Annotated in this window: 14 protein-coding genes; all 14 read right to left on the bottom strand. The window is 48.7% G+C overall.

The features are described from left to right. Nucleotides 1–184: 184 nt before the first annotated feature. Nucleotides 185–1,531 carry a protein phosphatase 2C domain-containing protein gene (locus Q0294_RS12790; RefSeq protein WP_299465808.1) on the bottom strand — a complete coding sequence of 449 codons (1,347 nt, stop codon included), beginning with the start codon at nt 1,529–1,531 and terminating at the stop codon, nt 185–187. 217 nt (nt 1,532–1,748) lie between these two features. Further along, nucleotides 1,749–2,828 carry a flagellar biosynthesis protein FlhB gene (gene flhB / locus Q0294_RS12785; protein ID WP_299465805.1) on the bottom strand — a complete coding sequence of 360 codons (1,080 nt, stop codon included), beginning with the start codon at nt 2,826–2,828 and terminating at the stop codon, nt 1,749–1,751. Between the two features lie 22 nt (nt 2,829–2,850). After that, the gene (locus Q0294_RS12780) at nt 2,851–3,840 is read right to left on the bottom strand and encodes a flagellar biosynthetic protein FliR (RefSeq protein WP_299465803.1); all 990 of its coding nucleotides are present in this window, start codon (nt 3,838–3,840) and stop codon (nt 2,851–2,853) included. A 39-nt stretch (nt 3,841–3,879) separates the two neighbouring features. Beyond that, nucleotides 3,880–4,146 (bottom strand): flagellar biosynthesis protein FliQ, encoded by a 267-nt coding sequence (fliQ, locus tag Q0294_RS12775; RefSeq protein WP_299465800.1) that lies wholly within the window; start codon nt 4,144–4,146, stop codon nt 3,880–3,882. A gap of 51 nt (nt 4,147–4,197) precedes the next feature. Continuing rightward, the gene (gene fliP / locus Q0294_RS12770) at nt 4,198–5,169 is read right to left on the bottom strand and encodes a flagellar type III secretion system pore protein FliP (RefSeq protein WP_299465797.1); all 972 of its coding nucleotides are present in this window, start codon (nt 5,167–5,169) and stop codon (nt 4,198–4,200) included. Next, on the bottom strand, nt 5,162–6,067 hold the full coding sequence (locus Q0294_RS12765) for a flagellar biosynthetic protein FliO (RefSeq protein ID WP_299465794.1): 906 nt from the start codon (nt 6,065–6,067) through the stop codon (nt 5,162–5,164). The genes fliP and Q0294_RS12765 overlap by 8 nt, the downstream gene beginning before the upstream one ends. A 61-nt stretch (nt 6,068–6,128) precedes the next feature. Next, nucleotides 6,129–6,830, bottom strand: a complete 702-nt coding sequence (gene fliN / locus Q0294_RS12760) for a flagellar motor switch protein FliN (RefSeq protein ID WP_299465791.1) — start codon at nt 6,828–6,830, stop codon at nt 6,129–6,131. A gap of 23 nt (nt 6,831–6,853) precedes the next feature. Next, nucleotides 6,854–7,477 (bottom strand): hypothetical protein, encoded by a 624-nt coding sequence (locus Q0294_RS12755; RefSeq protein ID WP_299465788.1) that lies wholly within the window; start codon nt 7,475–7,477, stop codon nt 6,854–6,856. A gap of 94 nt (nt 7,478–7,571) precedes the next feature. Further along, nucleotides 7,572–8,294 (bottom strand): OmpA family protein, encoded by a 723-nt coding sequence (locus Q0294_RS12750; RefSeq protein WP_299465811.1) that lies wholly within the window; start codon nt 8,292–8,294, stop codon nt 7,572–7,574. Between the two features lie 104 nt (nt 8,295–8,398). Then, nucleotides 8,399–9,178: a motility protein A gene (locus Q0294_RS12745; RefSeq protein WP_299465785.1), complete on the bottom strand. Its 780-nt coding sequence runs from the start codon at nt 9,176–9,178 to the stop codon at nt 8,399–8,401. Between the two features lie 116 nt (nt 9,179–9,294). Next, nucleotides 9,295–9,489, bottom strand: a complete 195-nt coding sequence (locus tag Q0294_RS12740) for a flagellar FlbD family protein (RefSeq protein WP_299465782.1) — start codon at nt 9,487–9,489, stop codon at nt 9,295–9,297. Between the two features lie 66 nt (nt 9,490–9,555). Beyond that, on the bottom strand, nt 9,556–11,244 hold the full coding sequence (locus Q0294_RS12735) for a flagellar hook-basal body complex protein (protein ID WP_299465779.1): 1,689 nt from the start codon (nt 11,242–11,244) through the stop codon (nt 9,556–9,558). A gap of 193 nt (nt 11,245–11,437) precedes the next feature. Next, the gene (locus tag Q0294_RS12730) at nt 11,438–11,866 is read right to left on the bottom strand and encodes a flagellar hook capping FlgD N-terminal domain-containing protein (RefSeq protein WP_299465776.1); all 429 of its coding nucleotides are present in this window, start codon (nt 11,864–11,866) and stop codon (nt 11,438–11,440) included. Between the two features lie 30 nt (nt 11,867–11,896). Then, a partial coding sequence (locus tag Q0294_RS12725) for a flagellar hook-length control protein FliK (protein ID WP_299465773.1) occupies nt 11,897–13,512 on the bottom strand: 1,616 nt, incomplete at its 5' end.

Below are 13,512 nucleotides of genomic sequence, written 5' to 3'. Positions count from 1 at the left end.
ATGGTTTGAGTAAAGAACACACTGACCTCCGTGTCACAAGTCCTTCAAAGTACTGAATGTAAGAGTCGGATCATACCGAAAACAAAACAGGAATCCAATGTTAATTCGGCAAACTTGTTGCTGTGTACAAAATGTGTACAGGCAACCCTGTTCTGAAACGACTGATGCGGGCTCCTGATTTGATTCAGTCTTCCTGAGGCGTGGAAGAAGAGCCTTTTTTCCAGCGGGCCTGATGCACCATTTCTTTTCGGTAGGAATGCAACCCCGTCATTAAGATATCGATCGCACGGGAAAAATCGCGGAAGGCATTCAGGTACTTTTTCTTTTCCAACCCTTCCTTGGCCTCGTAGTAAATCTTGTTATGGGCCGACCATTCGATGGTCCACTCTTCTTCCATTGCCGCCCGCTGTAGCTCAGATTCCATGGTTGTCAGATACTGCAGAAAATCCGTATTGAACTTCAAACGCTCTGAACGATAGGGTTTCCATTCCACGGTTTTGCTTTTATCCAGGTATTCTTCGTGACGGCCGGACTCCCGTTGTGAAAACACTTTGCGTACCAGCAGCATCACCAGCAGGGACATGCCTCCGAATGTCAGAAACTCTCCTCTGTCAAATTTTGTCAGAATCCACATGACAATGCCGGTCGCCACCATGAGCGAAGCCCCCCAGACACCGGCCAGCCACAACCATTCTCCATAACCCTTCTCCAGATCCAGCTCCGGTTCCGGCTCCTGTTCAGGATGCCTTTCCTGTGGAAGATTGCCATCGGGAAGTTCTCCCACCCGCACCACGATCACCGAAATGTTATCAGAGCCCCCTCGCAAATTTGCCAGATTAATCATCAACCGGCAGGCATCGCTGGGTTCCAGATATTTCGCAATCATTCCAATTTCATCATCTTTCAGATGACTGGTTAATCCATCACTGCACAGGATGTAGCGGTCCCCCTCCATAACCAGGTAAGGCCCTTCGATATCGACCTTCACAACCGGCTCAGGACCTAATGAACGAGTAATCACATTCCGGGGTTCATTCAGGTAGACCTCCTCGGGTTTCATCCTCCCCTGGCGAATAAGTTCCCAATGCAGACTGTGGTCGAACGTCAGTTGATCGATGCGGTTTTCCCGAACGCGGTAAACACGGCTGTCTCCCACATGGCCGATGACGGCGCCTTCAGAACAGAGACACAGTGAGCTGCAGGTCGTCCCCATCCGCATGAACTCTCGATTGGCCATTCCGCGCTCATTGATTGCCTGATTGGCAACTTCGATCGCCGACTTTAATGATTTGGCCACAGGTCCAGGTTTATTTTTAAAGAATGTGTGGGGAACGGTTTCTGAGGCAATTTTACTTGCCAGTTCGCCAACGGCGTGCCCCCCCATCCCATCGGCAACGAGAAAGAAGTGCCCATGATCGCGCCAGCTCTCCTGGTCTTTACAAATGCGAACGGAGATCGAATCTTCGTTATTTCTCCGCCGAAAGCCGACATCACTCTGCGATGCGAACTGAACCGGATGTTCCCAACGCATTGGTTCCCCTTAAACAAGCTTTGAAGTCGCTGATTCTACCGTCTGAACTCTGTACGTAATATCTTGGTGAGAAATGGTATCAAACACCAGAGTAGACCGCGTGAAAACTCGCTTTTGTTCCTGAAAAATGACACAAAACAGCGTTTTCAGTTCTGAATGAGCTTTCTGCCTGCAGGGAAACCGGGGCGAATTTCACGACACCGAAACATCCACACGGTTATTTCGAATCCGGCATGGATTTACCAGTCAGATTATAAATATAGGCCATGATTTCCACGAAGACTTCGTATAATTCGAAGGGAATTTCCTGACCGGTTTTCACATCGCGATACATCTGCCGCGCCAGTGCTTTGCGTTCGATAATCGGAATCCCATGCTCGTTTGCAATTTTACGAATCTGAAAAGCGATCTCGCCGGCCCCTTTGGCAACGACAACCGGTGCCGGCATTGATTCCGGATCATACTTGATGGCAATCGAAATGTGCGTTGGATTGGTAATCACCACATCGGCCGACGCCACTTTGGAAAGTTCCTGTGACATCGCCAGCTTCCGATGTGCCTCGCGACGTCGCTGACGAAGCAGAGGATCACCTTCCATCGATTTCATTTCTTCGCGGATCTCCTGCTTGCTCATCATCAGGTCTTTTTCATGCTTCCATTTCTGAAATCCATAGTCTGCTACCCCCAGTACAATCAAAGCCAGTGCCAGCAGAATTCCCAGCTCAATGGTCGAATTGAAAATGTCGCGCAGAATAGTTTCGGGAGGGGCTCCCATCAAAGCCAGAAAATTGGGAAAAACGAGATAACTGAACCAGGTGGCGATGAATATCAGCAAGCTGAGCTTCCCCAGACTCACGACAAGTTTTACCAGACCGCGAACGGAAATAATCCGCTTGGCCCCTTCGAGGGGATTCAGACGTTCCCATTTGATTTGCAAAACATCCGGTGAAACCATAAATCCGACTTGCATAATGTTTAAACACACGGCCGAGATGAACAACACAAACATGGTCGTCACTGTTCCTTCCAGAAACAATTTGATAATCGACTCACAACGCTCGATAATCATGTTCGGTTCCATCTGCAGCCAGACCGGCGTTGTCAGAGTGACCTCCATCAGATTTTTCATATCATGACTGAGACTGACGGCAAAGAAATAAAGAGCTCCGGCTGCCGCCAGCATCATTCCGGCAGCATTCAGATCAGTGCTTTTCGCAATGTTCCCCTTCTCGCGGGCTTCATTGCGCCGGCGATCCGTGGGCTGCTCGGTTTTATCCCCTGTATCATTTTCTGCCATAATTTAAAGGTCTCAGCCCGATTTACATCACTGCACTGCGGCTTATTTGATCGATGGCCGTCGGAATCGATTCCACTACAATGTCTGCGGCTCCAGATAACGTGAAAATCAACACTGCCAGACTGATCATCGCACGAATCGGAAAACCGATCACCAGCACATTAATCTGCGGAACCGTGTGTCCCAGGTATCCCATCGACAGTGAAATCAAAGCACTGATTGCCAGTAACGGAGCAGCGACTTTAATCGATAACACCAATGACTGATGCATCAATGTCTGAAGCAGATCAAGTGTATTCGTGGAAACGATCCCTTCACCCACCGGAAATATCTGAAAAGTATCAATCAACGAGGCAAGCATTAACAGATGCCCGTTGACCGGTTCCATGATCAGGAAAATCGTAATCCCGATGAAATAGAGATATTGACCGCTGAGTGAGGCATTCATGTCAAAGCCGGGATTGAAGACTTCTCCTAACGCCATTCCCGCCTGTTGGTCGATCATCTGGCCTGCCATCTGCAGACTTAATAAAATGATATAGATTCCCAACCCCAGCGAAAAACCTAATGTAAGTTCCCCCAGTATCGACCAGGCATAATCCAACAGCGAAGCAGGCATCTTGGCCACAAATTTGTAGTCGTTGACGCTCAATTCCTGTGTCCCCTCGCGGCCGGCACTGACAATCAACTCATCAAAACGGTCTTGTAAATGTGCAGGGACTTCGTCTCGACTGAGTCGCTGGTTCTGATCGATATCCAGTTCATAAAAGCCAGTCGTGACCTGATCGTGCAGCGTTGGCGTGATCAGCATTGAAAGACTGAGTATCAGCAAAATACGGATATTTGTGGGAAAAACCGGCTGCCCGAACACGGGTCCAATAATCATCAAACCACTGATGCGAACCACAACTAACGTGAATGCATAGAATTGCAGCATGGCCCACTGCAGAACCTGCCCCGGAGCCAGCTGCAAAAGCGGGTTCATCACATATTGGTCGAGAAGTGCGCTCACAGGCTTTTCTTTTTCCCCGTTTCACAGGCTTGCAGGGAATCAAAGGCGGGAAGGAATATTGGTAATCAGATTCGTGCTGTACTCCACCATCAATGCAGTAATCCAGGGCAACGTATACAGGATCGCCAGTACCATCATGATAATCTTGGGAACAAAACTGATTGTCTGATCCTGAATCTGAGTCACTGCCTGCCCGATGCTGATGACCAATCCAACAACAACGGCAGTCAGCATCACCGGCCCGCTGACTTCCAGCATGATCAGTAATCCTTCTCGCCCCAAATCCAGAACTGTTGCACTATCCATACCTGACACCTGTAATTAACAATGATCCGGGCGCAATGGTAGCGCCCGAAATTAACCGACCGTCCTGATGCTTTCCAATAACATCCCTACAGTCAACAGCCACCCGTCGATCAATACGAACAACAAAATTTTAAAGGGTAATGAAATCAATACCGGGGGCAGCATCATCATCCCCATACTGATGAGAATCGAACTGATTACCATATCGATCACAATAAAAGGCAGATACAACTGAAAACCGATCAGGAAGGCCGTTTTCACTTCACTTAACATATAGGCCGGCAATAAAACCGTCAGGGGAACTTCATCGTAATCACTGGGAGACTGATACTCGGCAGCTCCCGGCGATCCGGCCAGTGGTTGCTGATAGTCCAGAAACAACCACACGGCATCGCTGTTTCCGGTTAACTCAATCTGGTCGCTCATGAATTTCCGAAGTGGTCCTACTGTTTTTTGAAAAGCCGCTTCCAGCGTTACTGGAGACTGCTGTGTCTGGTGGGTATAGGGAACAATTCCTTCCTCGTAGGCTTTTTCCCAAACGGGAGCCATCACCATGATCGTCAAAAACAGACTGAGGGATGTAAGTACCTGATTCGGAGGAAGCTGCTGCGTTCCTAACGCCTGTCTCAACAAACCAAAGACGATCACAAACCGAATGAAACATGTCGTCATGATGAGAACCGAGGGAGCCAGACTCAATACCGTCAGCAGCAAAAACAGTTTCAGAGTTGAGTTCAACCCCTGAGGCGATGTCATCTGCTCGACATTCAGCATTTCCGGCATACCGGATGTGCCATTTCCAGCAGCCTGCTGAGTGAGTGTTGGCTGTCCCTGAGAAACGGGTGTATTCTGATTTGCGGTCCCCTGATTGGACAACGCCTGATTCAACGCGGGGGTCTGTGCCTGCACGGTGACAGAACCGACCAGTAACACCAGTATCCCCACAACCGCAGGTAACACTCCGATCCCGCAAAGAACGGTATTTCCAGCGATCTGTTGCTGCAGCGCCATCCGCCTAAGCATGTCCCGACTCCGCATTATCATTCAGAGACTGACGTGAAGAATGCAGTAACTTCTGCTGTAAGCGAGTGACAGCCGAATCATAATCCTCAAATTCTCCCTGTGCTGTGGTTCGGGGAGATTGTTCTGTGTTTCCTGCCTGACCAAAAACATCAGCAGCCTGACTGCGGTCGCTCTGTTCAGATTTTTTTTGTGTCGCCTGAAACAGGTTCTTAAACGTGGTAGTCGATCGTCCGGACTGTGCACGTTCCCGACACATGCCTGTGATCAGATCAACTTCAACCGGATCCAGAACTTCACTGAGCATTTCCAGACCGGCCGGCGAAGACCCCAAAATAAGTATCCGCGAACCACAACGTACAAAATGAATCGTCTGACGTGCATCCAAAGGACGTTTCCCCAGTACTTCCATCACTTCGCGAGGCAGAATTGTGGAAGCCAGTGGATGATGTTTTTTGAATAATTTCGCTGTCACCAGAATGATTGAGATTACAACCACCAGAGCACTCAAAGTTCCCCACATCGAGGGTGCCTGTCGCGATACGCCATTGCCCGACGGACTTTGGCTGCTCAGCTTTTGTCGATCCACTGGCGTAATTGGTCTGGAAGTTGACTTTGCCTCAATCGCAGTCTGCGGACTCTGATTGATCGCCCGTGACGGTATCGTACGCTGGTTGTACTGATTCGAAACGTGTTGAGTATTTTCTCCCCGTGCTTGAGTTCTCTGTGTGACATTTCGTTGTGTCTGTTGTGAAAAATCCGGCGTTGCACCTGAAGCCGCACGTGGCTGGTGAAATCCCGAAGTTCGCGCTGCAGGATTCACGTCTTCCGAATTCACATTCGAAATACCGCACAGGCTGCAAACCAGAATCAGAACAGAATAATAGAAATGACGAATCATTGAATCCTTTTCGTCGTCAAACACGTTGATTAACAGGAAATTCCGTTTTCCTTACCCGACCCTACAGTTCTGGTGAAATGATTTCTGCAACTCGCACGCAGAAATTATCGTTTAAAACCAATACTTCACCCCGCGCAATGATGCGGCCATTCACCAGAATATCCACAGGATCACCAGCCAGTTTATCCAAAGGGACTACAACTCCCTCTTTCATCTTTAAAACTTCTTCAATCAATAACTCTGTTCTACCCAGTTCAATGCATAAATCCAATTCCACGTTTTGCAATGAAGCCAGCGCCATTGCTTCTTCAGGACTGCTCGCCATTGATTCAAAATTGGGAAATTCAAACGCTTTCGTGCCTCCCAGATCGACCGGAATTCCATTTCCAGGTCCCAGATTAGGAGAGATGGCAGCCGCCAGATTTGCTTCAGCCTGATTGAGCAAAGCTTCGGTTTCTGCACGCGTAGAAATAGGCATTCCGGAGTGATCGTCTGCTGGCGGCGTATGCTGATTAAAAAGCGAATCAATATCATCATTGTTGACGACAGCCTTCGCTCCCGCATCAGAGCTACCTTTCTTGGCATCCGCGCCTTGCAGTAATTTTTCGATATCGGAAGGATCGAGAAGATTGTCATCTACATTGCCCGCGCCTTTGCCTGAAGCCCCCGCGGAAGGTGCACCAGCTGGCGCAGATTGTCCCTGCGAATTCAATAGCTTTTCGATTTCTGAGGGATCTAGAAGATCATCATTCTCTTCAGCCACGATTGCTTCCTGTTATTCATACATTATTGCGTCATTGTGCGGTATTCACTGATCACGGTTTCAATGATATAGCTTTTCTTGAGGACTTTATTTATGGCCTCTTTCATCATGCGTTTCATCGTGCTCAATTGAGGGTCGTTCAAGTCAGTTAAACTAGACTTACGAACCACTTCGATCACAGCCTGCTTGACGCGTGCTTTATTATTTTCTTTCACCATCGCTTCAAAATCCGATGCTGCTCCCTGTTCTACAAGAGCCACCAGATTGAAAGTAACGTGAATCGTTGCACCAGGTTCGGCTATATTATTCGTGACACTGAAATTATCAATTGAAACCTCTGCCGTATTAACCTGCAGATTCTCGCTATCTTTAGAAATCGTTTCTTCTGCGACCTCTTCCGGTTGATCCGGTGACAGCAGCCAGTATGAGATGCCAACCTGCAGGACGATTACAATCAGTAACAGCCCCCCTACCTTCAATAGCTTTGCTTTTGAGTGACCACGAGAGGCATCCGTATTTTCTACGGTTGTACCTGTTTCCGAATCGACACCAGGGTCTGCTGTTTCGGTGTCTGTTGCCACGAGTCTCCTCCTTGAACTCTCGCTCCCTGTTTGAGCAAAGACAAATCCCTTGTCTTTTTGACACACCGTTTATGACGGGTATTCTGTTCAACAGGCATGGTGAATAAAAATCGAGTGAATTAACGAAAACGCTCGATCAGGTTCGATCGATCATCAAGACTCAGCGATCGCCTGTCTTTGGAGAGACTATATACGCATCAATTAAAAATACGTCAACCCGACGATTCAAGTATTGTTCCTCGGGGTTCCGGGTGATTGTTCGTGGCTCTGCATCACCAACTGAACTGACAATCAGCCTTTCCGGCTCAATTCCCTTGGACTCGAGGTATTCGGCAACGTTTTTGGCCCGATAAAAAGAAAGCTCCTGTGAATCTCGGAATTTTGAGTCATTTGGGAGAGGTTCAGGGGAGGCGTGACCGCGCACGATAAGACGGTTCGGTGTTGGCAGCAATATTTCGGCAATGATATTCAGCTTCTGTTTGATTTCTGGAGTCAATTCCGCAGAAAATCTACCAAAACTAGCAGTCCCCCCTAGTGTGACTTCCGTTCCGCTGTTGATGCGTTCGACTGTTTTGTTGGGCCCACCACCACCACTCGATTTTTCTTTTCCGGTTTTGGTTCCACCATCTGAGCTGGTTCCCTTAGAAGCTGGCTTACTTTGATTGCTGGTGGCATCCAAGGATTTTCCCGGAACGGCGGCATCGCCTTGATGGGTTCCAAATCGCTCGCGCAATGAATCCAACATGGCGCGTACACTTCCTTCATCATTCCGAATTTCACTCATTGACACCAGCATGATGAAAAATGTCAGTAACAGAGACATCATATCACCATAGGTAACAACCCATTCCGGAACGCCTGGAGGTGGATCATCTTGCGGCATCGCCATCTGAGAACACTCCTTCTAAGCCATTCGCACACTGAGTTCACAAGCAGGTCGGGATCTGTGAGTAGACAAACATGGTCCCATGACTGATCTGTACGACATCAGGCTGCTTTAGCATCTTTACCCACCCGCTTATCCTGAGGCAGAAAGGTATTCAGCTTTTGTTCGATGACCCGCGGATTGTCCCCTTCCTGAATCGCGATTAAACCTTTGACAATCACTTCCCGGACTTGAAATTCCTGCTTGCTGTAGAACGCCAGCTTGTCAGCAAAGGGAAGAAAAAACAGGTTGGAAACGATAGCGCCATACAAGGTTGTAATTAACGCGACCGCCATTCCCGGGCCGATGGCTTCCGGATCATCCATGTTTCCCAACATGATAATCAACCCCATCAATGTTCCAATCATTCCAAACGCCGGCGCATAACGGCCGACCGTATCCATGAGAGCTTTTCCACTCTTATGCCTGCCTGCAACCGCTTCCATTTCCGTTCGGAGGATTTGCTCCATCAATTCCACATCAGTGCCATCAACTGCCATCTGTACGCCCAACAGAATAAACGGGTCCTGAATCTCCTCAGTTTTGGATTCCAATGCCAGGATGCCGTCCCGACGGGCGATTTCAGCAAACTCCACAATCTGCAAAATGACAGGGCCAATTTCCTGTTGCTTGGGGAAGAAGACTTTCTTGATCACCTTGGGAAACAGGAGCATGGCTGCGCCGGGGAATGCAATAAAAGTGGCAGCAATCGCCCCCCCGACCACCACGGCAGCAGAGGGAATATCAATGAAGGCAGCAAAACTGGAACCGGGCGCAATCGCAATCGCCAGCAAGAGTAATGCGACCCCTGAGACCACTCCACCGGCTGTTGCCTTATCCATTTCTGCAAATGTTCCTGATGAATGATGACTGTCTGCTGACGCTGAGCCACGAACCGTTTAACAGTTACTAACCTGAATCACAATTAACTTCTCTCTGTACTCACCGAATTCGCTTTTTAAAGGCCTGGAACAAGGCGAATGGCCCTGGAGTAGGCAATCGAGCGTTTGACGACCTCTTCCACACTTTCGCGTACAATCAGACGATCTGCTGAAGTCAGAGTGATAAAGGTATCTGGCCTGCTTTCGATACATTGGATTAATTCTGCATTGATCACGAACTCTTCACCGTTCAACCTGGTCAATTTGATCATGCTGCCATTCTCCCTGGTATCGTAATCTCAGAGTTCCCAGAACAAGGAGCCTTCATCCTGATCTCACTATCGTCCCAGAACCAGAAGTTCGTCTACCAGTTGCTGCACTGAACTGATCACCCGTGCGTTTCCTCGATAGTTTGTCGAGGCCACAATCAGGTCCACCAGATTTCGCCCCACATCGGTGTTCGATAATTCGATCGAACCGGCACGAATCGTACCAGCACCAAAGTTACCGGGAGTCACCAGGAACGGAGGACCGGAGCTGACCCCTTCCTGGAATGTCGAGTTTCCTGCTTCCAGCAATCCCTGAGGGTTCGCAAAACGAGCCAGTGTTACCTGGCCCAACGTACGAATGATACCGTTATCAAAGACACCGTTAATAATTCCAGTTTCATCAATCACGAAACTCGAAAGAGTTCCCGGATCAGAACCGTCCTGTAAGGTCAGCTTCAACGTACTGCCAGCAGCCGCAGAGGAAATACCAGAGATGTTCGACAAGTCAATCGTCACATCCATTTCATCTGCTGCAGTCAGAGAACGGCTCACTGCAAACGTGTTCGGCGTAAAATTGGTGACAACCCCTTTACTGTCAAAGGTAATCGTACCGGTGGAAACCGCAATGTCACCATCACTATCATCGGAACTTTCCAGGAAGTAGCGGAAGACCGTATTATTCGACGAGCGAGATTCCAGCACGCTGGTCATTTTCATGGTAACTGGTTCACCGAGCGAGTCAAAAATAATAAAGTCGGTAATGGCGCTTTCGCCATTTGCTGTTTGAGTTTTGGTAAATGGTAGTGAGACAGTAGCACCATCCGATGTGATATTACCAACCGTAAGGGAAATATCATTCACAGTGCCACTATTACCGACAATCTGAAATGCCCCACCAGTCACCGAGACGCCTGGTTGAGATCCCGTACCAGCGTCATTGGGAATACCACCTCCGCTTTGGATACCCAGTGTTCGGTCCATAAAATCGGCAAAATCGGCGGCAGTCGTAGTTGCACCCACCAGCAAAGTCATCGGATCGAGAGATCTTCCTCCTTTACTGGGCGTAAATTCCAGTGTCTCGCCCAGAGTAAATAAAGGGACTCCGATGGTCGCTTCCACATCTGTTAACAAAGTGGTACCTGTGATCGCAGCATTCGCATTACCGGCATCGGTTAATGGCCCGGTTGTTGTGATGGCCCCCGTTGTCCCCAGGACTCCCGTTGGTAATAAAGCTCCGCCAATCGATACATTCTTGGTTGCCTGAGCGACGTTTAAATCTCCCAGAGGGACCTTAATATCTGTTAAGGTGGTGGTGACCAGATTAAAATCTTCATCAACACCATATCCCTGAACTTTAAAACCGGTCTGGCTTGTCAGCAGACTCTGGCTATTTAATTCAAAGTTACCGTTTCGCGAGTAAACCTGACCGTCGGGGCTGTCCAGAACAAAGAAACCTTCCCCCTGTATGGCAAGGTCAGAAGGACTGGTACTGTTGGTCACACTCCCCTGAGTAAAGTCTTTTCGAATCGAAGCACTGAGAGCACCCAAACCAATCTGACGGGGGTTGGTACCACCATTCGTCGTTGTCGGACGTGAACCCACACTTAAGGTTCGCGCTAACTGAGTTGTAAAGAGCACATTGGACGCTTTAAATCCGTTTGTCCCTGCGTTGGCAATATTGTTACCCAACACATCGATACTTGTTTCATTCTGGGCCAAACCACCCAACGATGTATTTAATGCAGACGTCAATCCCATGACAACTCCTCGGTTGAATCAACCAGGTAAAAACCTAATCCATTGGTTCTAATCGCGCAGCATCAGTCATAACTGTGCCGCAGCTCTACTCTGTATATCGTCTAAACTGATCCTGATCATGTTTCATTTTTTGGTAAATTTTGTGTTCATTCACTTTGTCCAACCTCGAACAATAAACGTAAATATCGACTCATCATACACTTGCTGGTTCTTGAACAATGCTGATCGCAGAAACAGGAAGTTCAGACGCTCCTACGCCCACATATGCTTTCCCTTCGCGGACAAAAGCACGATCAACGACCCCTGCGACAGCTGACTGTCCGGTTAACTGGCCTTCGATCTCTTTCCCAATCAGACTGGCAGCTTGCGTTAAACCCTGACCGGTTGTGATTGCCTTAAGTGTATCCGACAGCTCAATATTCGACTGTAGTTCCCGCATGCTGGAAAGCTGTGCCAATAATTGTTCGTTACCCAACGGTTCGGTCGGATCCTGGTTTTGCAGTTCTGTAATCAACAGTTTCAAAAAAGATTCGGCTGTCAGACCACTGAAGCCTGCCTTATCCTTCTCGATTACATTAACGGTATTGGTACTGCCGCTGCCACTAATTCCATCTACAGCCATCCTGGCATTCCTTTCAATACTTAATTTGACTTAAATTTGTACGTCGATTTCTTCCACGTTGTCTGTCGAAATTCCCTGCGAACGAGTCACTTGCGGGTTATCCGGTTGCGATTGCTCGGCATCATCCCGCTTCGCGGATTCCTCTACAAAGGACCGCTCATCCTGACTCTGGTCAGAATCTCTCGAGTTCCCGGAAGAATGGTTCGAATTGAACTCGCTGCCTGACTGTGATCGCGCATCAGAGTTTGACGAGCGCTGATCTTCACTGGAATCGGTGCTGATCTGCACTTCGATGCGATCGATGGAAACCCCGGTCTTTGCCAGGGCATCTTTCAATTGTGCAATGTTATCATTAATGACTTTTTGAACGCGCTGATTTTGCACTTCCATTTTCGCTGTATACACACCATCTTTCAATGACACTTCAATCTGCAGTGTACCCAGTTCGGGGGGGCTCAGCCGAATTTTAAGCTGCTGCCCGGTGGACTGAGATTGACGCACCGCGCCGACAATCCGCTCGACCAATTGCTCAACGTGCTTTACATCCACTGGATGTTCCACAGTAGTCGCGGACTGACTACCCGTCGCGGGAGCTGTTTGACTTGCCACTGTCTGCTGAGAAGACGACTGATCACTGTCAATGGATGAGACGTGATCCTGTGACAGCGAGCCGGCTTTCGGTGTTTCCGACGGGACGCGGCTCAAGGCATCTAATACAGGCTGCGGATTCGGATTTAACTGCCCCTGATCCACCCCATCAGTTTTCTGCTCAGACCGTTCGGAATCCCGGGCCGTTTTATCAGTAACAATTTCTGCAGCGTCAGTCTGTGCTGTTTGCACTTCCGGCTGAACCGGCTCGATCACTGGTTCAGAAATTCCCTGAATGGATTCCTGCCCTGAGGCAATCTCCCCCCGACTGGTTTCTGTGGAAGAAGGTCCGGACTGAGTTTGATCCCTGGAGCGAAGATATCGCTGTTGCAAAGCTGCTTGAGCATCAATTTCATTCTCGCTGGTAGAATCAACAGCGTTGTCTGAATTATTCTCTTCGTGATCCTGAATCGCCTGTTGCAGTTCATCGGTCACTTTAATATCGAGAAACTCATCCGAATGTAATACAGGCTTTGAATCAGTTGAAGATTCCTCACTGTCAGGTTGAACTGCCTGTACCTTGTCCGTCTGTGGTACCGGATTCAGATCAGTAATTTCAACAGAAGAATTGATGGCCTGATCTTCCTGACCCGTCTCTGTTTGCGAGGTATCGACCACCTGCTGATTCAAAAGTTCAGCCAGTCCTTCCGGTATCGGAATGGCTTCATCCGAACTGGTTTCCGTCACTTGAACCGGCGGACGTCCCAGATTCAGATCATCCACAAAATGGAAGTTGGCTGGGGGTTGGATTTCGCTGATTTCCGTTGTGGTGTCCTGCACAATTTGCCCTTCATTCTGCACGGCAAATGAAGAGCTGAACAAAGAATAGGTCTGCACCCGGTCTTTGCCGGGCAGTTTAATTTCCTGTTGCGTATTAATGCCAACATCAATTGACTCGGTTGATTCTGAAGTCTCTTGAGACTCAGGTTCCTGAGTGGCTGTTGAATTCTCTGATGCAGAAATCCTGGTCTCATCAGAGGCTGCGGTATTTTCAGCCT

Source organism: uncultured Gimesia sp., from assembly GCF_937919775.1.
Taxonomy (GTDB): domain Bacteria; phylum Planctomycetota; class Planctomycetia; order Planctomycetales; family Planctomycetaceae; genus Gimesia.
The sequence above is the reverse complement of the archived record's forward strand: the minus strand, read 5'-3'. Positions and strand labels throughout refer to the sequence as shown.